Source organism: Staphylococcus sp. HMSC14D10, from assembly GCF_001808125.1.
GTDB classification, from domain to species: Bacteria; Bacillota; Bacilli; order Staphylococcales; family Staphylococcaceae; genus Staphylococcus; species Staphylococcus haemolyticus.
In genome coordinates this window covers 35,985-60,474 of record NZ_KV792245.1, presented here as the reverse complement: position 1 = coordinate 60,474, position 24,490 = coordinate 35,985, and the positions used below count along the sequence as shown (strand labels likewise).

Genomic DNA, 24,490 nt, shown 5'->3' with positions numbered 1-24,490 from the left:
GAATTAGTTTTGCGTCAATGTGTCCAGCAGTGACGACGTGGGAAGCGGTTAGCAAGGCAATCGATATTGCACAGAAATATGTTTATGTCAGTTTAATTGCAGGACCTAAGGAAAACTCAATTGTCGATGAAGTCGTGGTATTTTTAGATGAAGAAAGTCAACCTATGACGGCGGATATGTATTATTTATTACAGTTGTTATACTTTAATGATTATACTTTTGAAACATTAATCGAACGCCATACGCAACATAATGACAAACCAATTGAAGATGTGATGCAACAATTGCCACAATGGTTAAAAGAAGTAGAAGTGGAACTAGATGAACAGCAACTTGCAAACGTAGAACACTATTTACGAGATAAATATGGCAATACCATACCTGTTATCACTGGGGGTAAATTTGGTAAAGTATTAATTCACGTTTAGAGGAGACATTAGATGAAACACTACCTCGTAAAATTTGAACGCACTGATTTAAAAAGATGGAAAAAGTATGTTGTTCCACATGTTTTATATTTGAAGAAATTAATCAAACAGGTACATTTAATCGTTTCTGGTCCTACAGTGAATACGCGGAAAGATAAGAAGGAAGCTTATTTAATATTTAAAGTTAAAAATCGGGACGTCTTAATGACATTACTTGAAAAAGATCCATTTTGGTATAAGGGATTGATTTCGAATTATACCATTGAAGAGTGGAAACCATTATTCGGTAATCTCGATCAACTCACAAACGAAGAACTTAATAATGAATAATAATCGTAAATACTATTCTGGCAGAGTTTGTTGGGGTAGTATTTATTTTCATTAAAATTATTTAGATATATCGCTTTACTTATAACGATATATCGAAAAAATGATTAATTAAATATAAAAGAAAAGGTGATTTTAATAATGTTTAGAAGACATATGCAAGATATAAGATAAGGAATGGATCATTTTGAACAATTTGGTAGAAGTAAAGGGCCACAAGGTTTTGAGGGATTTGGTGGTTTTGGACGACGTGGTGGAGGTCGAGATAGATTCTTCAAAAAGGGAAATTTACAATTTATAATTTTACAAATGTTAGAAGATAGAAACTTTGTATCGATTTCTAAAGAAGGTAACAAAAAAATCTACACAATTACAGATGAAGGTAAAACTTTTTTAAAAGAGAATGTAGACCAAGATGAATTTACAAAACGCTTAGAACAATTTAAAAGTGTAGATTTTGAACAAATGAAAGCATCTCGTGAATAATTACAAGGATTATTCCATGGATTTATGAAAGCAAGTCAAAGCGCATTACAAGATGAAGAAAAACAAAAAGAATTAAATGTATTTATTTAGGAAACTAAACAAAAATTAGAACGTTTCTATAAATAATAAATATTAGAAAAGCCGGCCGGTTGAAATAACCAGTCGGCTTTTAAATATTCGAGTGAAGTTGTAGAGCACTTCGCCGGAATGATAAACAGGCTACAGTGAGCAGGTTTTTCGGCAGAAATACTCAAAGTTCGACAAAACCTGAGAAACAGTTTTGCTCACTTTTCGATTCTGCTCAAAACCTAAGCGCTCACTTTCGCACCTGGTGATAAACGGGCTATGAAAAGTAGGTCGTTCGACAATAATACGCTAATCGCTAAAATCAAAGAGCGATTTTTGCTCATAGCTCGTTATTGCTCACGACCTGAACGCTTTTCTTCGCACCTTAGTTTTTATTTACTGATGCGTCGTAAATTGAATCTACTGCGTCACCTAATGCTTTATCAAATTCTTCTTGTGATTGGCTAGCGCGTAAGTCACTTGCTAATGCACGTGAGAAGCTTGCGATTAATTCATCATTGTCTTTCAATAATTTGTTAGCTTCGTCTCTGCTGTAACCACCTGATAATACAACCACGCGTACAACATTTGGATGATCTGCTAATTCTTTGTATAAGTTAGCTTTAGTTGGGATAGTTAATTTTAACATTACTAATTGATCATCGTTTAAAGCATCTAAGCCTTTTTTAAGTTCAGCTTTTAATACTTCTTCAATTTCAGCTTTATCTTTAGCGTTAATGTTAACTTCAGGTTCAATGATTGGTACTAAACCTTTAGCGATGATTTTTTTAGCGAATTCAAATTGTTGTTCAACAACATCTTTAATACCTTGTTCATTTAATTCTAAGATATTAGAACGCATTTTAGTACCGAAGATATGACGTTCAACCGCACGGTCTAAAGTATCGTCTAAATCATCGATAGGTTTCATTAATTGAACACCGTTTTGTTGTTCAGCTAAACCTTTGTCGACTTTTAAGAAAGGTACAACACCTTTGTCTGCTAAGTAGTCACCAGTGTATTTGCCTTCAACTTCACGATCCATAGTTTGTTCGAAAAGGATAGCACCTAAAATTTTGTCTGGAGAGAATGAAGGTGAAGTTACAACTCTAGTACGCATATCGTGCACAAGTTGGAACATTTCGTCATCATTGCTATATTCGTCCTCGTTTACACCATACTCTTTTAATGCTTTAGGAGTACTACCGCCACTTTGGTCTAATGCTGCGATAAAACCTTTCCCATTTGTCATTTTTTCTAATTGTTCTTTATTCATTACTCTTTCCACTCCTTTAATTAACTTTCATATTTATTATGATAAAAATAAAGCTCATTCTCAAGTTATAAAACTTATATTTATTGAAAATTCATATTTTACAGTTTATAGTTTCATAAATTAGACGCATTTAGCGATAATAAAGTTAATTAATCTTATTAAGTGAGGGAAAAATGGAAAAACGTATTTTAATTATTGGAAGTCCAGGCTCTGGTAAATCGACATTAGCTCATCATTTACATAAAACGTATGGCATACCTTTATATCATATGGATAACATCAATTGGATTGATAACAAAACGATGATTAGTCAAGAAGAATTAATTGAAAAGCTTAATCAAATTATTGCTAAAAATACTTGGATTATTGATGGCAATTACTCGGACACACTACCTTTAAGGTTGAAGAGAGCAACTGTCGTTATATGGTTAAAAGAACCTAGATGGAAGTGTATTTACCGTGTCATAAAAAGGGTGATTATTCACAATTTGAAACGACATCGCATTGGGGGTAATCCGAATACAATTAGTTTTGAATTTATAAAATATGTGTGGCAATTTCCTGAAAATAATAATGAATTCATCAAGTTACAACAACTGAAAACGCAAGGTCTTATTAAATGGGTTATAAGTAATTCACATCTCAAAAACTTATAACATAATCATCAAGATGGTCATTAGTTAAAAAATACCTACAAATATTTAACATAGTTTCTTATTATTAACGATATAAAAACCCGGTAGAAAACGAACTATTTATATTAAACGTGAATAATAGTTCGTTTTATATTATCGTTTATTTTAAAGGTAGGGTGTTTTTTAACCTTCATTCATTTAAAAAGGCGTGTGAGTAATGATTAAAAAAGTTAAATTGGTTATTTTTGATTTAGATAATACGCTATTTTCTTTTAATAAATTATGGATAAAAGCGAATAAAGATACGTTTGAAGCGTATACGTTATTTAAAAATATAGATTATAGTGACTTTATGAAATTATTTAAAAAATATGATTTATACTTTTGGAAACAACATGATGAAGGGGTTATTACCTTAGATGAATTGCGAGAGTTAAGGCTAATTAAAACTTTACAGCATTTTGATATAAATATTTCTCGAGAAGAAGCCAACGAGTATTTCGAATCCTTTTTTACTAAGCTACTGTCTAGTATAACTGTTAATAGAAAAATGAATGATTTACTTATGTCACTAAAAGAAAATGTAAACATCGCCATACTTACCAATGGAAAGCTTAAAGAACAGAACACTAAAATTGATAATCTCTATATTAGATCGATTTTTGAAAAGAATATTTTTATATCTGAAAATATAGGTTGCGAAAAGCCTGATCCTAAAGCATTTTTAAATGTCACGTCTAGACTAAACGTTAATTCTGAAGAGTGCTTGTTTATAAGAGATTCTTATAGAAATGACATCACGGGAGCATTAAATGTTAATATGGGCTACCATTTGGTTAACGAATTCTGATAAAGATACAGAATTAAATATAAAAGATGGACTTTATTATTGCAAAGATAATATTGAAGTTCTACTAAAAAAGCTCCTTGATGATGAATATAAAGATTTAACAATTTATAACTATTTTTATGCGTGATAGACAATTCTCATCTCAGAACTCTTGTAACATAATCAGTGTATCATTAATTTTTAAAAATTAAATACATGCAAATATTAGATAATTTATTATATAAAATTTTGCCATATTGATTAATAGTTCATAGAGTATGCTATTCTATAAGAAAGTTAGGTTCTCTTATTTAGGATAATTAAACTATTTAAATCGCTTACTATTCTAAATAATGAGAACCTATTTATACTTATAAAGCATATTCGGAGGCTAAGGGAATGAAAAAGAACAAAATATTTGCTGTATTAACAACAAGTGCTTTGTTACTCGCTGCGTGCAGTAATGGTGATAATTCATCTAGTAGCGGGCAAAAAGGGGACAGCCAGAAGAACGAACAAACTAACAGTCAAAGCGAGAAATTGAAAAAGAATAATGACAAAAACAAGAATGAGAATAAAGTCGATTACCCTAAAGATGGCGTTAAGGGAATTTATGTCACAAACAATTCGACACAAGGCGATAAGATTGATGAATTAATTAAGTTCATTAAAGATTCTAAATTAAATACAATGGTTATCGATGTTAAAGATGATGAAGGTAATATTACAATGAAACTTAACACGGGAAATAAACAAGTGGATAAGAACACAATAGATATTGTAGATGGTAAGAAATTGTTGAAAAAATTGCATGATAACAATATTTATCCAATTGCTCGTATCGTTACATTTAAGGACACTAAATTAGCTAAAGAACATCCTGAATGGTCATTTAAAGAAAGTGATGGATCAGTTTGGGCAAATGGTAAAGGCGATAGCTTTGTTAACCCATTCATGAAGGAAGTATGGGATTATGATATTACTGTCGCTAAAGCTGCAGCTAAAGCTGGATTCCAAGACATCCAATTTGACTATGTACGTTTCCCAGAAGGCTTTGAAAATGAAGCAGACAGTTTAACTTATAGTAAGGGTGACTACAAAAATAGCAAGTTAAGTTCAGGTGATCAACGTGTTGATACAATTACAAAATTCTTAGAACATGCTAATAAAGAGTTGAAACCAATGGGTGTTAACGTATCGGCAGACGTATTTGGCTATTCTGCATTAGTTAAAAACGCACCAGGCATTGGTCAAAGTTTCCCTAAAATGTCTGAAAATGTAGATGCGATTTCATCAATGATTTATCCTTCACATTGGAGTAACGGTGACTTTGGATTAGATGCTCCGGATACAGAACCATACAAAACAGTAAATCGATACATTCAAAAAGAAAACAGTTTACTAGATTCACTTGGTAAGCAAAAACCAATTTCTCGTCCATGGATTCAAGATTTCACAGCATCATATTTAGGTAATGGTAATTATATTGATTATGATGCGAAAGCAGTATCTGAACAAGTTCAGGCTTTAAAAGATAATGGTGTGAATGAGTTCTTACTATGGGATGCGGGTAACGAATATACTGAAGGTGCAAACTATAATCCTAAAAAAGGTAGCGCGAAAGAACGTGACCCAGAAGGTGTAGAGCAAGATACAAAACAGCAAGACAATAAAGACGACAATAAAAAAGATAGTAATGAAGAGAATGGGAACAGCAATCAATAATAAAAAAGCGAGATGACTTTGAAGTCATCTCGCTTTTTTCTATGAGATTTTTTTATGAGATTGTTTAGCTACTAACGCACCGCCTAGTAATAAGAAAAAGCTACCTAATAATTGAGTGGATTGTTCACTGTCTGAATGACCAGTTTCAGGTAATGAAGATTGAGAGTTAGTGCTATCATGGTTTTCTTGTTTTTTTACTGATTGAGACGAAGGCACTTCGTTGGATTTGACGTTACCTACATAATATGAATTTAATTCACGTGCACAATCTACAGAATTGATTTTAGATATTTCTTCCTTTTGATCATCTAATTCAGCAGCATTTGCAATACCGTGTTCAACATATGTTTCTCCACTTTGAAGTTGATTAAACTTACTATATTTATCATTTTTATATTCGACTTGGCCATTTTTATGAACTTTATAAACACCTAAACCAGCATTTGCTTTATTATGGCTTTTAATTTCAAAATAGTCCCCTTTGTCGATTGCTTTTCCAAAGTTTTGTAAATCTGGATTACCTCCACTATTTGATAACGCCTCTGAAGCAACTTCTTGTGCGTTATTCTTAGTAACGATATCAGCAGCAAAAGCTTGATGTCCGCTAAACGCAGTTAATAATACTGTACTTGAAATAAGTGTTGACGCAAATAGAGAAACCTTCATCACAATGAAAACCCCATTTCATTATTTATCGTTTACAGCCTCAGTGTAACACTCAGAATTAATTAAAATAGGGCTTTAAAGTAAACCATATTGAAACTTTAAATTAGCTTAAAGAATGACATATTTGTAAAGTTAGTTTTACAATATTAAAGTTTTTATGAATATAAACAATCGTTATATAAAATTCAAAGATGCTAACTTACCATTTCTTTTTAGAAAAGTAAGGGATAGACCATGCCATACAAACAGTGAAAATCAAATGTGCAATTATCCATAAACCATATTCTGTCCAACTAAATTGGAAAAATGAACGTTGTGCCAACATAATAAGTGATGGATATAATATTAGAAAAATGATGATCAGTAATAAAAAACTTATTTTGTAAAAAGGTTTGAAAAATTTATAAATAAATAGAAATGTGATGTAAATTAAAAATCCAATGACAATATGAATCAATAGTTCTAAAATCAATGGTGTTTGATTTGGGTCAGCAATGAAATCGATATTGATCAATAACAAGGTTAGGTGCGTCGTGTGTGTTACGACATCCATAATAAACATTATAAGTAATAATAAAATGCTAATTAGCAATGCGCTAAGAAAGTGGTAGCCGTATCGTATCATAAATATCCATCCTTTAAGTATGTTTAACAAGCTATTCCCTATGGCAATATGAATCACACATTTTAAAAATTTAGAATATTTTAAAAATTATATTGACCAAGACAAAATCCAATGCTAATATGATATTAATTCAATAAAACTTGTTAACTCTTATCAAGAGTGGTGGAGGGATGTGCCCTAAGAAGCCCAGCAACCGTCGTTTAACGAAATGGTGCTAATTCACATAAAGTAGACAATACTTTAAGAGATAAGAGAAAGTGTATCGATACTTTCTCTTAAATAATAGAAAGTATTTTTTTATGTCTTCTAACTATTTAAGAGTTGAAGTGTAATTGAAGCATTATTAAAGAAGAGGTGTCGATATACATGAAAAAATGGTTAAGTGTGATAAGTATTTTAGTTTTAGTTATTGTATTGACAGGATGTGGCAAAGATAAAGAGGATAGTAAAAAAATCACGGTTGCTGCTTCACCTGCACCCCATGGAGATGTGTTGAAGAAAGCTAAAGAACAATTAAAGAAAAAAGGCTATGATTTAGAAGTTAAAGAGGTCAATGATTATAAAGTGCCAAATAAATTATTAGATAAAGGTGATGTAGATGCTAACTTCTTCCAACATGTACCTTATTTAAAAGCTGAAAAGAAAAATCATGGATATAAAATAGAAGAATTAGGTAAAATATTTACAACTCCAATGGGCGTATACAGTAAAAAATATAAAAATCTAAAAGATATTCCTGAAGGTTCAACGATTTATGTTTCAAATAATCCAGCGGAAGAGGGACGATTTTTATCATTCTTTGTAGATGAAGGTCTCATTAAGTTGAAAAAAGGTGTCAAAATCGAAGATGCTAAGTTTGAAGATATCGCTGAAAATAAAAAGAATTTAAAATTCAATCATCAACAAGGGGCTGAGTTTTTACCAAAGACATATAAAAATGGTGAAGGAGCAGCAGTGATTATGAATTCTAACTATGCCATCGATAATGGTTTGAAACCTTCTAAAGATGCAATTGTTATGGAAGGTAAATCATCTCCGTTTGCCAATATTATTGCTGTACAAGAAGGACATAAAAAAGATAAAAAGTTCCAAGAATTATTAAAAGTTATGCAATCGAAAGAAATTAAAGATTATATTAAGAAAGAATATGGGGACGACGTAATTCCATACGAAAGTAAATAATTATCCATATTAAACTACCCGCAAAGTAATTGCTTTGTGGGTTCTTTTTAAAAAGAAAATAATAAATACCAAAAATTACAAACTATAATTATTTTTGATTATTCAGAAAATATTTACAAATCTGACAATTATTAGTAATATATTGAATATTATCACTGAAATAGTGTTTATTTAGAGGACCGAAGAACTTTTTAAATAGAGGGAAGCAAAAGGGATGGTCTATCTTGGGAGGATGAGCCGATATGAGTAAAGCAGAGGAATTAATTAATGAAGATGGGAAATACTTCGCCGCATCAGGGAGAATAAAATACTATCCATTAGCCATTGACCATGGTTATGGTGCGACACTAGTAGATATGGATGGTAAAGAATATATTGATTTATTATCAAGTGCAAGTTCACAAAATGTAGGACACGCACCTAAACCAGTTACCGAAGCTATTAAGAAACAAGCTGAGAAATTTATTCATTATACACCAGCATATATGTATCATGAACCAGCAGTGAAATTATCTAAAAAGCTATGTGAAATTGCTCCAGGTGACTATGAAAAGCGTGTAACGTTTGGATTGAGTGGGTCTGATGCGAATGATGGTATTATTAAATTTGCGAGAGCTTATACGGGACGTCCTTACATTATTAGTTTTACAAATGCATATCATGGGTCAACATTTGGGGCATTATCCATGTCTGCCATTAGTTTAAATATGCGCAAACATTATGGACCATTATTGAATGGATTTTATCATATTCCATTCCCTGATAAATATAGAGGGATGTATGAGCAGTCAAATGCAAATACAGTTGAAGAGTATCTTGCACCATTAAAAGAAATGTTTGCGAAATATGTGCCAGCGGAAGAAGTGGCTTGTATTGTTGTAGAAACAATCCAAGGTGACGGGGGTCTATTAGAACCTGTAGATGGTTACTTTGAGGCATTAGAAACGTTATGCCGTGAACATGGTATTCTAATTGCTGTAGATGATATTCAACAGGGGTTAGGGCGAACTGGGACATGGAGTTCAATTGATCACTTTAATTTCACACCGGATTTAATTACATTTGGTAAATCACTAGCAGGTGGGTTACCGATGTCAGCTATTATTGGGCGTAAAGAAATCATAGAGACACTTGAGGCACCGGCACATCTATTTACAACTGGTGCGAATCCTGTAAGTTGTGAAGCGGCTTTAGCTACATTGGGTATGATTGAAGATGAAGATTTATTAACTGCTAGTTCTGAAAAAGGGGCTTACGTGCGTAAGCGAATGGATCAATGGGTGAATGCTTATGATTTCGTTGGAGATGTGCGTGGTAAAGGTTTATCAATTGGTATTGATATCGTATCAAATAAACAAGCTAAGACGAGAGCTTCTGAAGAAGCACTTAAAATATGTAATTATTGTTTTGATCATGGTCTTGTATTGATTGCAGTAGCTGGTAATGTATTACGTTTCCAACCTCCATTAGTTATTACGTATGAACAATTAGATTATGCGTTAAATACAATAGAGAATGCATTGCAAGCGTTACAAGATGGACAACTGGATAACTATAATATTGATGGTCAAGGTTGGTAATACGTAAAGAAGAGACTGGGAATGATGTCCCAGCCTCTTCTAGTTTATTTGATTAAATTAATCTTTCGGTACAATGTAGTCTTCTTCTTCATTTTTTTAGAGTGTCGAACACCATAATATAAATAGATGATGATACCAACTACGAACCAAATTAAAGTATATAGTTTAGCATCGAAACTTAATCCCCAGAATACAAGTAATACTAAAATAAATGTGATTATTGGTAATACAGGGAAGAATGGTACTTTAAACGATGGTACCGGTAAATCTTTACCTTCACGTTTTCTTAAACGATACATTGCAAGAGACACAAACATAAATGCGACTAATGTTCCTGCAGAGATAAGTTGTGCTAAGAATGCGAATGGGAACATTGAACCAATTAATACACCGATAATTGTTAGAATTAAAAGTGCTCTGTTTGGTAAATGTTTATGGTTTAATTTTGATAACCAAGATGGTAATAAACCATCACGACCAAATGAATAAAGTAAACGTGATCCTGCTAACATCATACCAATTAAAGCAGTGAACATACCGATTACTGAAATAGCTTGGATGACAGCGGCGATAATACCGTGGCCACTTTGACGAAGTGCCCAACCTACAGGTTCAGCATTACCTGCATATCTAGAGTAATGGAACATACCAACCAATACTAGTGCTACACCTACGAATAATACTAATGCCACAGCTAATGAACCAAGAATACCACGAGGCATTGTTCTTTGTGGGTTAATGGCTTCTGCAGAGTTGGCAGCGATTGAGTCGAAACCAATGTAAGCTAAGAATATCATAGAAACCCCAGCATAAATACCTTGCCACCCACCGAAATCACCATTTTCAGTCACTTTATGTTCTGGAATAAACGGAACATAGTTTGATGCTTGGATAGCAGTTAAACCTACGATAATGAATAATACGATTGCAAATACTTTTAAGATAACTAAGACGTTTTCTACACGTGCTGTTTCAGACATACCACGTGATAAAATGATTGCTGTAATAATGATTACAACAGCAGCGATGATATCAATGACACCACCATCAGCTCCGAATGGATTCGATAATGATTTAGGTAATACAATACCTAATGGCGAAATGAGTCCTCTTAGATTGGCTGAGAATCCGGATGCTACAAAGGCTACGGCAATAAAGTATTCAGCTAAAAGTGCCCAACCTGCGACCCAACCTGAAAATTCTCCAAATAAAACGTTAATCCAAGAATAAGCTGAACCGGCGAAAGGCATTGTTGATGCCATTTCGGCATACGAGAAGGCAACTAAACCTGCAACAATCGCTGCAAGTAAGAATGATAATGCAACGGCAGGGCCTGCGTGTTCAGCCGCTACAACGCCAGGCAATGTGAAAATTGCAGTTGATACAATCGTACCAACACCTAATGCAAGAAAATCTCGAACGCGTAGTGTACGCTTTAAATGACCATCTTTATTTTGATAGATTGTGGGATCTTCTTTTCGAGTTAAATTTTTGAAAAAACTGGCCATAATTATGAACCTCCACTTACTAATATATTGAGTTATAAGATTAGCTTGTTATCTCTAGAATATTTATTATATTAGCACAAAACTTTAAATTTTTGTCTAAAATTTCTGAAAATTTTAAGTTTTCTTACTTTTTATAAAATGACAGAGTGTAACAAGGAAATTTTAAATGATAGATTTGATTATAACAGATTAATAAGAAATAAAAACAACAAAAAAGAGTAAAATTATCCACAAAATATAAAAAGTAGTCTTTCGACTGAGAATAACATACTAAAAATACACAATAAGTCAAGTAATTAGACCTTTATTTAGTGGTATTTTACTAAAAAATTAAAGTTTGTTGACCTATTCCATTATGGAATAGGTTCTATCGAAAATATGTATTTTATTAATAGTTCAGCGCATACTATAATTAGTTATGTAATAAGGTTACATCATATTTAAATGCTTCTATTTCGTGTAGTAAATCCATCCCCTTATATTGTATTAGCATAGTAGTGCTAAACTTTATGATTTATTACACCCATTGACATAGATAGAAGACTCCCATCTCGCATTTAGATATGTATCCCTAACTGAGATTACTAGCAACAATGAAATAATGAAGTAACTTTAAATATAAAGAAGCCACAACTCATGTAACTAAGTCTTTCCCTCTTTTTCCCTTAAAAAATAGACATGTAGGTGGCTTCTTTTAATATTAAAATTTAAAACGGAACTTGAAAGGATATGAATTTAGATGACTAAAGAAAATTATTCTGCTGCAAACATGGTCATTGATACTTTAAAAAATAATAATGTAGATTACGTATTTGGTATTCCAGGAGCTAAAATAGACTATCTCTTTAATGCTCTTGAAGATGATGGTCCAGAACTTATTGTGACACGTCACGAACAAAATGCTGCCATGATGGCACAAGGTATCGGTCGTTTAACTGGTAAACCAGGTGTAGCATTAGTAACAAGTGGCCCTGGAGTGAGTAACTTAACAACTGGATTATTAACAGCGACTTCAGAAGGTGATCCTGTGTTAGCTATCGGTGGTCAAGTTAAACGTAACGATTTATTACGTATGACGCATCAAGCAGTAGATAACGCTTCTCTTTTAAGATCATCTACGAAATATAGTGCAGAAGTACAAGATCCTGAGTCTTTATCTGAGGTAATGACAAACGCTATTCGTACAGCGACTTCAGGTAAAAATGGTGCAAGCTTTATTAGTATCCCACAAGATGTTATCGAGTCTCCAGTAACATCTAATGCAATTGATTTATGTGAACAACCCCAACTAGGTGTTCCAAATTTAGAAGACATTCAAGACGTTATCAAAGCTATAAAACATGCGAAATTCCCAGTTTTGCTAGTAGGTATGAGAAGTTCAAGTGAGAAAGAAACTGAAGCAATTCGTAAATTAGTTGCTAAATCAAATTTACCAGTTGTTGAAACATTCCAAGGTGCCGGTGTACTTAACCGCGAATTAGAAAATCACTTCTTTGGAAGAGTCGGTTTATTCCGTAACCAAGTAGGTGACGAATTATTAAGAAAAGCTGACTTAGTTGTTGCAATTGGTTATGATCCAATTGAATACGAAGCAAGTAACTGGAATAAAGAATTAGATACAGAAATCATTGCTATTGATGAAGTACAGGCTGAAATCACTAACTTTTTACGCCCTAAAAAAGAATTAATTGGTAATATTGCAGGGACAATTCAACTCCTATCTGAAAATGTGCATGAACCTATTATTAATCAAAATCGTTTAGATGACTTAGAACGTTTGAGAGCAGAAGTCATTGAAGCAACAGGTATCAAGTACACACATGAAGATGGCGTAATGCATCCATTAGAAATTATTGAAACAATGCAAAAAACACTAACTGACGATACAACTGTTACTGTAGACGTAGGTAGCCATTATATTTGGATGGCACGTAAATTTAGAAGTTACAATCCAAGACATTTACTATTTAGTAATGGTATGCAAACACTTGGTGTTGCTTTACCTTGGGCAATCGCAGCTGCATTAGTGCGCCCAAATACTCAAGTTGTGTCAGTAGCTGGAGATGGCGGTTTCTTATTCTCAGGTCAAGATTTAGAAACAGCCGTACGCAAAAATTTAAACATCATCCAATTAATTTGGAATGACGGTAAATATAATATGGTAGAGTTCCAAGAAGAAATGAAATATAAACGTTCAGCTGGAGTTGAATTTGGACCAGTTGATTATGTGAAATATGCTGAATCATTCGGTGCAAAAGGGTTACGTGTTACTAATCAAGAAGAATTAGAAGCGGCTTTAAAAGAAGGCTATGCAACTGAAGGCCCTGTATTAATTGATATCCCAGTGAATTATAAAGACAATATCAAATTATCAACGAATGTATTACCAGATTCTTTAAATTAATTATTAGTCAAACAAACATAGGAGTGAATATTCAATGAGTCACGTATTATATCAACATGGTACTTTAGGTACATTAATGGCAGGTCTATTAGAAGGAACTGCGTCTATCGATGAACTATTAGAACATGGTGATTCAGGACTAGCTACATTAACAGGTTCTAATGGTGAGGTTATCTTTTTAGATGGTGAAGCATTCCATGCTAACGAGCATAAGGAGTTTAAGAAACTAAATGGTGATGAAATGACGCCATATGCAACAATTACTCGTTTTGAAGCAGATCAAACATATCAAACTTCAAATAAAGATTCTGAAAAAGTGTTAAACGAAGTTAAAGAACATATGTTAAGTGATAACTTATTCTCTGCAGTGAAAATAAGTGGTACTTTTAAAAAAATGCACGTACGAATGATGCCTAAACAAGAACCACCTTACACTAGATTAATTGATTCAGCACGTAGACAACCAGAGGAAACGCGTGAAGATATTAAAGGAACAATTATTGGATTCTTTACTCCAGAATTATTCCACGGTATTGGATCAGCTGGTTTCCATATTCACTTTGCTAATGATGAGCGCAACTTTGGTGGTCATGTATTAGACTTTGAAGTAGACGATGTAACTGTTGAAATACAGAATTTCGAAACATTCAAACAACATTTCCCAGTTAATAATAAAACATTTACAGAAACAGAAATTGATTACGCAGATGTTGATGCAGAGATTAGAGAAGCTGAATAATCATACCTATGAAAGAAAGATGAATTTTCAATGAATTCATCTTTCTTTTTTTAATTTATAAAATATAATATATGACACAATATAAAATAATGGTATAATAACTTAGAATTTTATATTTATGGAGGGAGCCCTAATGCAATGTCCAAATTGTGGTCAGACATATCAACAAGGAGATCAATATTGCGGTAGTTGTGGTAATAAATTAAATGGTTCATTATCTCAATCAACGCAATCAACAACAGAATCATTCAATTCGGAGATTCAATCTACAAGTCATTCTACAGCTGTTAAGCAAGAACAAATTAATGGAGAACAGAATCATAGTGAGTACGATCGTGGTGAATTTACACATAGATATATGTCTTATGAACACCGCTACGCTGAAGGTCCATTCACGATTAAAGTGAAATCGACCTTCAATGAAAGTAAGCAATTTTTTAAACAAGCTTTTACTTCTCATGATGCAGTGATGAAAGGGAATAAGTTATTTAGTATGACTTTGCTATCATCATTAGTCATTATTGGTTTACTTATATTGGGAATGTTTTTACACCTACTTTCAGCACGTTTATTTGATGGTTATTTTGTTGATACTGCAACAATTATCTTGAAATTTGTATTAACTACTATGCTAGCACTTGCGTTTTTATTTATCGTAACATTCGCCGTTATTCGCTTAATGATAGTAGAAAGCATTTCCTTTAAAAAGGTTTTATCTGATTATATATTAGTTAATACATTATCAGTAAGTATGTTATTTTTAGGATTTATTGTGTTTTTCCTTGAGTTGTATATTTTCAGTGGTATATTGATTGCCTTTTCAGTGATTTTACTTTTAACATCATCAGTGTATTTAATTTCAAAGTATAGTGTAAATCATACGTTACGTTTTGCGAGTTTCTATAGTGTAATGATTTTCTTTGTAATTATTGGATTTGCCTTACATTTATTTGGTTCAACTATCATTCATCGATATGATGATTTAGGTATTTTACATCAATTATTTTGGCGTTGGCTCTAATGATAGCTTGAGATAAATATTAATGGTAGATGATATATAAATTTAAAAGTTAGTAAGTGAATTTTATAATTCATTTACTGGCTTTTAGGTATTGAGAAAAAGAATATGCTTAATGTTTGTGTTACTTTAAATAATTATTCAATTACTGGAATAATTAGGTGTGAATCATAATCGCCACCAGTATAAACAAGGTGATTGTCTTTGTTTACAGTATCTTCGTGTTCATAACGTGTTTTCGTATTAGGTAAAGGAGTGCTATTACCTTTGATAATTTCGTTACATTTAACAACAACTGCTAATGACTCACCTTTTTTAAATAATGTACCAGATGGTAACCATTCTATTTCGATTGGCACGATTTCATTTGGGCTAACTTTTTGTTCATGTTCATGTGTATGCCATGGTTGTGCAATTGTTGATTTCGTTTCATCTAGTTCGCGATGAGAAGCGCGTAACCAACCTGTTGCAACTTGACCTTTTCTTGACCTTTTTCAATATGATTGAAATCAGGAAAATGCACCTCATTACCACGACGGTCTAACTTTTTAATGCCTGCAAAGATGTCTAAATCGTCAGCATTTTCTGCGGCTATCCACAGTTTTAATTTCATATTATCAGTCAATTCTGTATCTTGTTCGAAAGTATGAACATAACATAATTCATCGTCATCACTTTCAGAATCGATTGCTAGTATTTTCTTATCGAGGGGCATTCGAAAAAATAATTTAGATGAAAATCGAGTTTATTCTAAAGAAGCATATCAAAGATTATTAAAGAAGCATAAGTTAGGCAGTATTTTCGGTGGTATTATGTTCGGTGTAATCATGAGCCTACTTAATTTAACGCGACTATATTTTTCAGATCAAAAGATTGAATTAGGATTTTTCATAACATTTAATTTTATTTCTGCTTTAATTTTCGGCGTAGTAAGTTATTTCGTTGGTAAAGGTAAAATTGTTAAAGAATATGGTGAGGGGGATTAAGAAATGGATAAATTTATTTAATTGGTTCACTCAAAATCCCACAGGTCGTGATGAGCGTGAGCAATGTGTGCTTGAACATAAGTTAGCGGTTATGTTTTTATTGACATATATTTCAATAGTTATCTTAGGTACAATAAGCTTGGTTATTGATATGAAGAGAGAAACAGTGGATTTTGGAACAATATGCTTATTAGCGTTGAGTGTTATTTTAACGTTTGTATCTCTTTGGATTAATAGAAGAAACCGTTTAGATGAGTTAAAAGCTCATTCAGCTGAAGAATACAAATAATGGGTGAAAAAGCTTGCAATAAAATGCTCGTTTTTCGTTGTTTATTTTGCAACGATGATGTTTATTATTACGGGGATTATCTTCCCTTATATTTTTAATGATGGGTTTAACTTCAAAGAACAATTAATCAAATGTGCAATTTCTGGTGTGCTATTCGACGGTATCATGTTTATTTACTATATGATTATGCTAAAAAAAGAATATTAACTATTATTCAACTCCTTAATTATTATATAATAAATGTATATAATGCTTAAGGAGTCATTTTTTATGTTAAAAGCTGATCCAATTATTGCTAAAATGAAGAATCAAAAAATTAACTACGATAAGGTATTGAAAAAATTAATTAATCAATGGGAAAGGGAAGGTTTAAGACCTAAACTCTTACTACATAGTTGTTGTGCGCCATGTAGCACTTATACGTTAGAATATTTAACGGAATATGCTGACGTGGCAATTTATTTTGCGAATCCCAATATACATCCTAAAAATGAATATTTAAGACGTGCAAAAGTTCAGGAACAATTTGTCTATAATTTTAATGAGAGAACCGGAAAGAATGTTAAATATATTGAAGCGGAATATAAACCGCATGAATTTATGAAAATGGCAAAATCACGTGGCCTCACTGAAGAACCAGAAGGTGGGTTACGTTGTACGGCATGTTTCGAAATGCGGTTGGAGCTAGTTGCTGAAGCTGCTGTGAAATACGGGTATGATTACTTTGGAAGTGCACTCACACTATCACCTAAAAAGAATGCGCAACTTATAAATGAACTGGGTATGGAAGTACAACATTTATATGATGTGAGCTACTTGCCGAGTGACTTCAAGAAAAATAAGGGCTATGAACGTTCAATAGAGATGTGTAATGACTATCATATATTTCGACAATGCTATTGTGGATGTGTCTTCGCTGCGATGGCTCAAGGCATTGATTTTAAACAAATCAATCAAGAAGCTAAAGATTTTTTACAACAATTTTAAAGAAAATGACTCCTAATTTGAAGTTTAATCATTTCAAATTAGGAGTCGTATTTTATATTGTTCGATTAATGAGACGTATAATGGCTAGAATGGCAATCACAAATGCAGATAGGATACCTGCAATTTTCAAACCTTTTTTCTGCTTCTCAGGTTCTGGATCTTCATTTTCCATCATTTCAAGTAATTCACGTTCGATTTCAAGATCAAGTGCAGTTTTCTTTTCACCATTGTAACCAATGCTATTATCGTCATCTTTTTGCACTTTATCATTTTGATTTGATGGCTGTTCTTTACTTTTAGACGGTTGGTCTGCATTTTGTTTTGTATGTTTATCTTCTGCAGTCATACGTATACCCCTCCGGTAAATTTGTTATCTTTGGCTTAAGTATAGTACTTTTTATAATTAAGTAAAGCTATATTATTTCGCGTCTAATCCAATAATATCACTCACGTTATTATAATTATGTTGCTTTAAGTAAGCAGCGATGTCTTTATTTATCTTCTTAGTCAAACCAGGACCTTCAATAACTAATGAAGAATAGATTTGAACAAGGGATGCACCATTTCGCATCATTTGAATGGCGTCTTTAGCACTAAATATACCGCCTGTGCCGATAATTAAGAATTCGCCATTTGTTTGTTGATATGCCCATTTCACTAACTCTAAATTTCTTTTGAAAAGGGGTTGTCCACTTAATCCGCCATCTTCTACTTTATTAGAAGAAGTGAGACCATCACGCTTACGAGTTGTATTCGCTAGAATCATACCATCAAATGTTTCAGTAATTGCTGGTAGAATATTTTTAAAACCATCTAGTTCTAAATCAGAAGTTAATTTTAAGAAAATAGGGACATTTACTTCTGTATTGGCTTTAAAGTCTTTCAAAGCTTTGCATAACATTGAAAATTCATCTTTATCATGAAAACTTTGTAAATTCTCAGTATTTGGTGAACTTATGTTAACTGTAAAAAATGAGACATCAGCTTTAAACGTATCAATTACTTTAATGTAATCTTGATAACGCTCATTATAAGGTGTCGTTTTATTTACACCAACATTTAAGCCAACAGGGATATTGTATGAATGGCGACGTAAATTCCATAACGCTCTGTTCATACCAATATTATTAAAGCCCATACGATTGATTAATGCATTATCTTCAACTAGACGATACATGCGAGGTTTTGGATTACCATCTTGAGGTTTAGGTGTAATGCCACCTAATTCAAGTGCACCGAAGCCAACATTTTCAAGTGCTTTAGGTACTTCGCAAGATTTGTCAAAGCCAGCAGCTAAACCAACTGGGTTGTTAAATGTGATACCTTTAATTGTTTGTGTTAAATAAGGATCTTCATAGTTAAAGATTTTGTGCATAATAGGTAGTAAAAAGGGACGTTTTTGGGCAAGTTTTAAAGCATCAATGGTCATGCCATGCGCTTTTTCAGGGTCGAATTTAAATAATAGTGGTTTAATTAATTTATACATTTTAATGCTCCTGTTTCATTGTATTTGAGGCTTACTATCCTCATTTAATATCATTGAAAAAACATTCCTCTCTAAGACTAGCATGTTCAAGAATAATTGCATAGTTAATTTAGAAACTGTTTAAAAATTTGCCTCAACTTAAATGTGGATATATATGCTAACGATTAAATAGTCCTATTTCAGGAAATATAATAATAAAGTGAGAAGATGTATTCGAAGGAGGAAACATCATGAAAAAAGATTGGCAAGAACAATTACCATTAAATCATATACGAGACATTAAGTCGGTGAGTGGTGGAGATGTGAACGAAGCATTCAAAGTAACTACAGAAGATGACGTGTATTTCTTATTAGTTCAACGCAATCGTGATAAATCATTCTATGCTGCTGAAATTGCTGGACTTAACGCTTTTGAGGAAGCAGGTGTTACAGCACCACATGTGATTGATAGCGGTGAAATTAATGGTGATGCTTTCTTAATATTGAGTTACTTAGATGAGGGAACGACCGGTAGTCAACGAAAACTAGGTCAATTAGTAGCCAAAATGCATAGCCAGCAACAATCTGACGGCAAATTTGGATTTGATTTACCTCATGAAGGTGGAGATATTTCATTTGATAATACTTGGTCTGATTCGTGGAGTGAAATCTTTGTCGAACGTCGTATGGATCATTTGAGAGATGAACTCATGGGGAAAGGATTATGGAATGACGAAGATAATAAAGTCTATGAACAAGTCCGCACAGTGATGGTAAATGAACTAGAAAATCACAATAGTAAACCGTCATTATTGCATGGAGACTTATGGGGTGGCAATTATATGTTCTTAACAGATGGTAGCCCCGCTTTATTCGATCCTGCACCGTTTTATGGCGATAGGGAGTTTGATTTAGGAATCACTACTGTATTTGGTGGATTTACCCGAGAATTTTATGACGAATATGAGAAGCACTATCCTTCAGGAAAAGGTGCTCGTAAGCGTTTAGAATTTTATAGACTATATTTATTTATGGTCCATTTACTAAAATTTGGTGGAATGTACGCTAGTAGCGTAAATCGATCAATGGATGAAATATTGGCATAAAAATAAGCATGGGCGGTACAGGTACAGTGATACCCGTGCCGCTCAAGCTTATTAATCTTCTTTAATTGTTTTTAATAATTGTTTGCCATTATCATAGAACATTTTCTCAAGTTCATGATGTGATAATAGATCAGTTCTTTCAAGTTCATCAGCTAACATCGTAACAACTTAATCGGTTGTATAAGGTGCATCTGAACCATATATAATTTTATCCATGTCTACACATTGAGTAATATTTGGAAGCTGATAAGGTAGGACTTTTCCAGCTAAATCAAAGTATAACTCTTTCATAAGCAACAAAGTAGAAGTCGCCCGATTGTATAGTAAGATGGTTTTAGAATCAATGTCTTTGACGGTCTTTTTAGCTAATATATTCGTTAGCGCAAAAAAGAATGTATAAGATAGGGCGACAATCACACCTGATATACTGTTAAAATCACCTGAAAAATGAGTAATCAAGAATGTACCTATAACAGCAAAAATTATAGGAAGGGTATCGTTTTTGCACAATGTTTCATTTAGAAAGAGCACTGAAAGAAACAACGCAAATATAATATAAAATCTTCCTAATAATCCAACACTAACTGGATCTAACAAACTTAAACTTACATATTGGAGTAAAGTACCTATTGTATTAGTAATACCTAAGAGCCATATAAATTTGTTAGGATAGATTTTTATTTTACTTTTATCGAGTAATACAGTTATTAATAATATTAAAGTTGAAAACAAAGCATAAAAAAGTTTGCTTGAATAGATGATAAATCAGTGAGTGAAAGTTTGTTTAATATTGGGGGTAAAGACAGGATTGCTACGGAAATAATATTAAATAAATACCCTTTTTTAACCTTATTCATGGTATGCCCTTTCTTAGTTGTTTTATATATTATTATATATTTATTTTATATAATATCATAATTATTATCGTGATAAGTTAGGATGTTTGATTCTATACCTGAATGTATCTTATAAATAAACATTTGTGGCTTGAATTATTCTACGATAGACTATGAAATATATTTGTTGAGCGGCATAGAGAATCAGTCGCATAAACGAACATAAGTGAGCAATCACTTCATTAAGTAGTTTTAATTATTAAAATCAAAGAACTACTTTATAGTTTCCCTAGGAAAGGGTTTCAACAAAATGAGCTGTGATCAACTAAGAATTTTACTCAAAAATATGGACATAAAAAAGCTACCCTCAAAGTTGGAACTTTAAGGGCAGCCTAAGTCTTGATAATATGATTTTAATTTTCTTGAATGTTGCCGTATTCTTCTCTTAAGTCATACACTTTATCAGGTGTAACGTCTTGGCCAAGTGGGTCTAAAACTTTCATCGTTGAGAAAGTATGAAGTACTTGACCTCTAATCATACCTAAATATTCTTGTCTTAATTGATGTTGTTCTTGTATTTCATCAACACTCAAACTTTCAACTTTTTCTTTATTTGCTAATTGATTAATTCTATCTAATAATTCTCTCATTATTTATTCCTCCTAATTTGTATGAGCTGGGAAGTGGGGAACAATGTGCACACCAACTTCTTCTATTAATGCTTCGATATCACGATCATCGTTTGTAAATCTTAAGATAATATGATTTGTATTAATTGATTCATAAGCTTTTAATATTTGTAATAAATTTTTACGTCCAGTACGGAAACCACCTTTAATCGGTTTTACGGTTTCATTTGGATTTTGGGATAAATCAATCATTAGAATATTCATAAACGGTTTAAATCGGTCGGTACCACTATGCCAAGCTTCCACTAATTTCTTTTGATCTTGAAAAGGTTGTGCGTAAAATAGCCAACCATCCATATTTTCTTGAAGCCAAGCCATTGATTGTTTTGAATATCCGGTACCAAACATTGGAATTGAAGGGTGTTTTGGCAATACTTGTAACCCTGAATCTTCATATAATTCGAAAATTGAATTTGAGATTTTGGGAGAATGTGATTGCCACAGTTCTCTTAGTGAGTGAATGGTTGTTTGATAACGTTCTGTTAATTCATTTTCATCTACTTTAAATGCAGGGAATTCAAAAGAGCGATCACCGGTAGCCATACCGAGTAATAAACATTGATTGGAGATGAGATCAAGTGAGGCAGCTGATTTAGCTAGATGAATGGGATGTCGTAAGGTTGCTACGGTACTACCAGTACCCAGTGCAATCTTTGAGGTAAAGGCACTCAGATAAGTTAAAAAGACGAATGGATCATAATTCGTAGTAACGTTGCCTAAATGAGGGCTATACAATGGATTATCTCTCACAGACAAACTTGTAAATCCCAAAGACTCTGCCTTTTGAGCGAGTCTCAATTGCTCATCAAAATCAATATTGTTTTGTTGTTTATTATCAAACGGTATGGATAAACCTAGCGTCAATTTATTATTTTTAAACGTACGTTTAAATCCCTCGTGTTCATCAATATCTGACATGTCCTTACCTCCTAACTTCATTTAGTATTTATACAACACTTATTATCTAACTAACACATGTTGTATAAATGTAATATACGCCCCATTTAAATAATATGCAACATACATGCTTATGAAATTTGTTGCTTAGACAACAATGCTCAGTATTTGTTGATTAGATTAGCTTTTTCCATAAAAAAACCTCTAAGGCAACGCCTTAAAGGTTTAATTACAAGTGTGTGATGTGATGAATTAAGAAAGGTAAATTTTTATCTATAAAAGCTTCTGCTGTAAGCGAACTGGTATCGAGCCAATGTCTAGCGAGACCACATAATCCTGAAGCTAGAAAACTAGCACTATTAACGAGAACGTCAATATCCTGTTCAGGGTAGCTATTACGAAGCATAATGGTAAAAATATCTTCTAATTCATTATTAATACGTTGATGAGCTTGGTTACAAAACGTTTCACTATTCATCTTGCAAGAGTCTTGCACTTCAACCATATAATTAGCAATAGAAATAAATAGGTTTGATATGACAGTTTCATTAATAATATCTGATACGGATAATGTATTATTTAAATCTTTCAAAATTGTTTCGGATAAAGTGTAATTGAGAATATCATATTTATCTGTAAAATGTGCGTAGAAAGTAGCACGGTTGACCGTGGCACGTTCAGTAATATCTTTAACAGTGATTTGTGACATCTTTTTCTCTCGGGAAACCTCTTGAAACGCTTTTACCAGCAGCTTCTTTGTTCTGATAATACGAGGATCCACTTTAGTCGTAGTCAATATAGGCACCTCCCTTGTTGACCTATAGCTTACATTAAATTATCTGTCGAAGTGAGATGGTTGTCAAAGTTCACGCTTACAATGATATGTAACTATCAACCTAAACTGTGGAGTAGTCAAACTTCAATTTCCTAATAAAATTTTTAATTTAATTATGGTTAAAATTAATTATGAGATGAGTTTCTACTATTATAATAGTCAATTTTGTTTATTATCTAGTCAATTAGTCTGATTATAAGCAAAGTATACACTTTCTTGTCGTGATGTTTGATAATATACAGAATAATAATGAATTAAAAAGGAGAGCGATGTTTGAAACAATTTATCAAAATAGTTATGACTATACTGATATGTGTAGGTATCGGTGTTTCCGTAACATATTTAATTCGTGAAATTGATATGCAACCATCTCAAATGTCTTTTAATGATGATAATCAATATGGTGATTGGAATAGTGATGGACGTTTGACGCATGGTTATGGCACATATAATCATGGTTTAGAGTTTGAAGGTAATGACAAACATTATGGTAATGATTATGACTTACCTGAAGATACGAAAGTGTTAGCAGCGACAGATGGTGTTGTCACAAGAATATTTGAAGATGATTTAGGAGGGAAAGTGATACAAATCTCTGAAGATAATGGCCGATATCATCAATGGTATATGCATTTAAATGATTTCAAGGTAACTCAAGGTCAACAAGTTAAAGCCGGAGATGTGATTGCTTTATCCGGTAATACAGGTGAACAGACAACTGGCTCGCATTTACATTTTCAAAGAATGAAGGATGGCATAGGCAATGATTGTGCCGAAGATCCACAATCATTTATTGATCAACTACCAGAAAATGAAAAGAGTTTATTTAATATCTGATATGAAAAACAAAATAGATAGTATTAAAAATCTGAAGCCTGAGTCATGTTTCAGATTTTTTAACATCAA

24 protein-coding genes, 4 pseudogenes and 1 riboswitch are annotated in these 24,490 nt (G+C 32.6%); of the genes and pseudogenes, 17 read left to right on the top strand and 11 right to left on the bottom strand.

Going from position 1 to position 24,490, the window contains the following annotated elements; translation table 11 throughout:
• Positions 1–29 precede the first annotated feature (29 nt).
• From HMPREF3134_RS04025 to HMPREF3134_RS12195, 3 genes and pseudogenes are all read left to right on the top strand, one after another.
• A complete protein-coding gene (locus tag HMPREF3134_RS04025; protein WP_256262266.1) occupies positions 30–428 on the top strand; it encodes a hypothetical protein in 399 nt (132 codons plus the stop codon).
• Positions 429–440: 12 nt separating this feature from the next.
• A complete protein-coding gene (locus tag HMPREF3134_RS04020; protein ID WP_070440898.1) occupies positions 441–758 on the top strand; it encodes a YciI family protein in 318 nt (105 codons plus the stop codon).
• Positions 759–932: 174 nt separating this feature from the next.
• A pseudogene (locus tag HMPREF3134_RS12195) lies at positions 933–1,331 on the top strand (hypothetical protein).
• 361 nt (positions 1,332–1,692) lie between these two features.
• On the opposite strand, the gene HMPREF3134_RS04010 reads toward HMPREF3134_RS12195, so the two are convergent.
• A complete protein-coding gene (locus HMPREF3134_RS04010) occupies positions 1,693–2,583 on the bottom strand; it encodes a fructose bisphosphate aldolase (RefSeq protein WP_011274776.1) in 891 nt (296 codons plus the stop codon).
• A gap of 173 nt (positions 2,584–2,756) precedes the next feature.
• On the opposite strand from HMPREF3134_RS04010, the gene HMPREF3134_RS04005 reads away from it, so the two are divergent.
• The 3 genes and pseudogenes from HMPREF3134_RS04005 to HMPREF3134_RS03995 all read left to right on the top strand — a co-directional run bounded on the left by HMPREF3134_RS04005 (position 2,757) and on the right by HMPREF3134_RS03995 (position 5,772).
• Complete coding sequence (locus tag HMPREF3134_RS04005; RefSeq protein ID WP_070440895.1) at positions 2,757–3,239, top strand: AAA family ATPase; 483 nt, start codon at positions 2,757–2,759, stop codon at positions 3,237–3,239.
• Positions 3,240–3,435: 196 nt separating this feature from the next.
• Positions 3,436–4,195 (top strand): annotated as a pseudogene (locus HMPREF3134_RS04000) (HAD family hydrolase).
• Between the two features lie 251 nt (positions 4,196–4,446).
• On the top strand, positions 4,447–5,772 hold the full coding sequence (locus tag HMPREF3134_RS03995) for a putative glycoside hydrolase (protein WP_070440890.1): 1,326 nt from the start codon (positions 4,447–4,449) through the stop codon (positions 5,770–5,772).
• Positions 5,773–5,811: 39 nt separating this feature from the next.
• On the opposite strand, the gene HMPREF3134_RS03990 is transcribed toward HMPREF3134_RS03995, so the two are convergent.
• Together HMPREF3134_RS03990 and HMPREF3134_RS03985 are read right to left on the bottom strand one after the other, a co-directional pair.
• Positions 5,812–6,438 carry a cell surface protein gene (locus HMPREF3134_RS03990; RefSeq protein WP_256262268.1) on the bottom strand — a complete coding sequence of 209 codons (627 nt, stop codon included), beginning with the start codon at positions 6,436–6,438 and terminating at the stop codon, positions 5,812–5,814.
• Positions 6,439–6,637: 199 nt separating this feature from the next.
• Positions 6,638–7,063, bottom strand: a complete 426-nt coding sequence (locus tag HMPREF3134_RS03985; RefSeq protein ID WP_070440884.1) for a hypothetical protein — start codon at positions 7,061–7,063, stop codon at positions 6,638–6,640.
• 147 nt (positions 7,064–7,210) lie between these two features.
• Positions 7,211–7,317: riboswitch (SAM riboswitch) on the top strand.
• Positions 7,318–7,429: 112 nt separating this feature from the next.
• Here HMPREF3134_RS03985 and HMPREF3134_RS03980 point away from each other — a divergent pair.
• Positions 7,430–8,245, top strand: coding sequence for a MetQ/NlpA family ABC transporter substrate-binding protein (locus HMPREF3134_RS03980; protein WP_070440881.1), 816 nt, complete (start codon positions 7,430–7,432; stop codon positions 8,243–8,245).
• A 242-nt stretch (positions 8,246–8,487) separates the two neighbouring features.
• On the top strand, positions 8,488–9,825 hold the full coding sequence (locus tag HMPREF3134_RS03975) for an aspartate aminotransferase family protein (protein WP_070440878.1): 1,338 nt from the start codon (positions 8,488–8,490) through the stop codon (positions 9,823–9,825).
• 44 nt (positions 9,826–9,869) lie between these two features.
• Here HMPREF3134_RS03975 and HMPREF3134_RS03970 read toward each other — a convergent pair whose 3' ends face one another.
• On the bottom strand, positions 9,870–11,333 hold the full coding sequence (locus tag HMPREF3134_RS03970; protein ID WP_141738624.1) for an APC family permease: 1,464 nt from the start codon (positions 11,331–11,333) through the stop codon (positions 9,870–9,872).
• A 739-nt stretch (positions 11,334–12,072) separates the two neighbouring features.
• Here HMPREF3134_RS03970 and alsS point away from each other — a divergent pair.
• The 3 genes from alsS to HMPREF3134_RS03955 all read left to right on the top strand — a co-directional run bounded on the left by alsS (position 12,073) and on the right by HMPREF3134_RS03955 (position 15,497).
• The gene (gene alsS, locus HMPREF3134_RS03965; RefSeq protein ID WP_037551543.1) at positions 12,073–13,737 is read left to right on the top strand and encodes an acetolactate synthase AlsS; all 1,665 of its coding nucleotides are present in this window, start codon (positions 12,073–12,075) and stop codon (positions 13,735–13,737) included.
• A gap of 34 nt (positions 13,738–13,771) precedes the next feature.
• Positions 13,772–14,476, top strand: coding sequence for an acetolactate decarboxylase (budA, locus tag HMPREF3134_RS03960; RefSeq protein ID WP_070440875.1), 705 nt, complete (start codon positions 13,772–13,774; stop codon positions 14,474–14,476).
• Between the two features lie 133 nt (positions 14,477–14,609).
• Positions 14,610–15,497 carry a zinc ribbon domain-containing protein gene (locus HMPREF3134_RS03955; protein WP_070440872.1) on the top strand — a complete coding sequence of 296 codons (888 nt, stop codon included), beginning with the start codon at positions 14,610–14,612 and terminating at the stop codon, positions 15,495–15,497.
• 134 nt (positions 15,498–15,631) lie between these two features.
• Here the strand turns inward: HMPREF3134_RS03955 and HMPREF3134_RS11740 are convergent.
• Positions 15,632–16,179: pseudogene (locus HMPREF3134_RS11740) on the bottom strand (CocE/NonD family hydrolase C-terminal non-catalytic domain-containing protein); the annotation flags it as partial.
• A gap of 127 nt (positions 16,180–16,306) precedes the next feature.
• Between HMPREF3134_RS11740 and HMPREF3134_RS12190 the strand changes: the two are divergent.
• From HMPREF3134_RS12190 to HMPREF3134_RS03935, 4 genes are all read left to right on the top strand, one after another.
• Positions 16,307–16,480 carry a hypothetical protein gene (locus tag HMPREF3134_RS12190; RefSeq protein ID WP_176744127.1) on the top strand — a complete coding sequence of 58 codons (174 nt, stop codon included), beginning with the start codon at positions 16,307–16,309 and terminating at the stop codon, positions 16,478–16,480.
• The gene (locus HMPREF3134_RS12435; protein ID WP_256262263.1) at positions 16,464–16,769 is read left to right on the top strand and encodes a hypothetical protein; all 306 of its coding nucleotides are present in this window, start codon (positions 16,464–16,466) and stop codon (positions 16,767–16,769) included. The genes HMPREF3134_RS12190 and HMPREF3134_RS12435 overlap by 17 nt, the downstream gene beginning before the upstream one ends.
• A gap of 54 nt (positions 16,770–16,823) precedes the next feature.
• A complete protein-coding gene (locus HMPREF3134_RS12430; RefSeq protein ID WP_242305274.1) occupies positions 16,824–16,976 on the top strand; it encodes a hypothetical protein in 153 nt (50 codons plus the stop codon).
• A gap of 63 nt (positions 16,977–17,039) precedes the next feature.
• Positions 17,040–17,756: an epoxyqueuosine reductase QueH gene (locus tag HMPREF3134_RS03935; RefSeq protein ID WP_070440864.1), complete on the top strand. Its 717-nt coding sequence runs from the start codon at positions 17,040–17,042 to the stop codon at positions 17,754–17,756.
• A gap of 52 nt (positions 17,757–17,808) precedes the next feature.
• On the opposite strand, the gene HMPREF3134_RS03930 is transcribed toward HMPREF3134_RS03935, so the two are convergent.
• Both HMPREF3134_RS03930 and HMPREF3134_RS03925 read right to left on the bottom strand, forming a co-directional pair.
• Positions 17,809–18,102 (bottom strand): hypothetical protein, encoded by a 294-nt coding sequence (locus HMPREF3134_RS03930; protein ID WP_070440861.1) that lies wholly within the window; start codon positions 18,100–18,102, stop codon positions 17,809–17,811.
• Between the two features lie 72 nt (positions 18,103–18,174).
• Positions 18,175–19,242, bottom strand: a complete 1,068-nt coding sequence (locus HMPREF3134_RS03925) for a quinone-dependent dihydroorotate dehydrogenase (RefSeq protein WP_070440859.1) — start codon at positions 19,240–19,242, stop codon at positions 18,175–18,177.
• A 230-nt stretch (positions 19,243–19,472) separates the two neighbouring features.
• Here HMPREF3134_RS03925 and HMPREF3134_RS03920 point away from each other — a divergent pair, with 230 nt between their 5' ends.
• Positions 19,473–20,327: a fructosamine kinase family protein gene (locus HMPREF3134_RS03920; RefSeq protein WP_070440856.1), complete on the top strand. Its 855-nt coding sequence runs from the start codon at positions 19,473–19,475 to the stop codon at positions 20,325–20,327.
• Between the two features lie 291 nt (positions 20,328–20,618).
• Here HMPREF3134_RS03920 and HMPREF3134_RS03915 read toward each other — a convergent pair.
• From HMPREF3134_RS03915 to HMPREF3134_RS03900, 4 genes and pseudogenes are all read right to left on the bottom strand, one after another.
• A pseudogene (locus HMPREF3134_RS03915) lies at positions 20,619–21,184 on the bottom strand (DMT family transporter); the annotation flags it as partial.
• Positions 21,185–21,576: 392 nt separating this feature from the next.
• Complete coding sequence (locus HMPREF3134_RS03910; RefSeq protein WP_070440853.1) at positions 21,577–21,813, bottom strand: DUF896 domain-containing protein; 237 nt, start codon at positions 21,811–21,813, stop codon at positions 21,577–21,579.
• Between the two features lie 12 nt (positions 21,814–21,825).
• A complete protein-coding gene (locus HMPREF3134_RS03905; RefSeq protein WP_070440850.1) occupies positions 21,826–22,770 on the bottom strand; it encodes an LLM class oxidoreductase in 945 nt (314 codons plus the stop codon).
• Between the two features lie 208 nt (positions 22,771–22,978).
• Positions 22,979–23,545 carry a TetR/AcrR family transcriptional regulator gene (locus HMPREF3134_RS03900; RefSeq protein ID WP_070440847.1) on the bottom strand — a complete coding sequence of 189 codons (567 nt, stop codon included), beginning with the start codon at positions 23,543–23,545 and terminating at the stop codon, positions 22,979–22,981.
• A gap of 312 nt (positions 23,546–23,857) precedes the next feature.
• Between HMPREF3134_RS03900 and HMPREF3134_RS03895 the strand changes: the two genes are divergently transcribed.
• On the top strand, positions 23,858–24,421 hold the full coding sequence (locus tag HMPREF3134_RS03895; protein WP_070440844.1) for a M23 family metallopeptidase: 564 nt from the start codon (positions 23,858–23,860) through the stop codon (positions 24,419–24,421).
• Positions 24,422–24,490 lie beyond the last annotated feature (69 nt).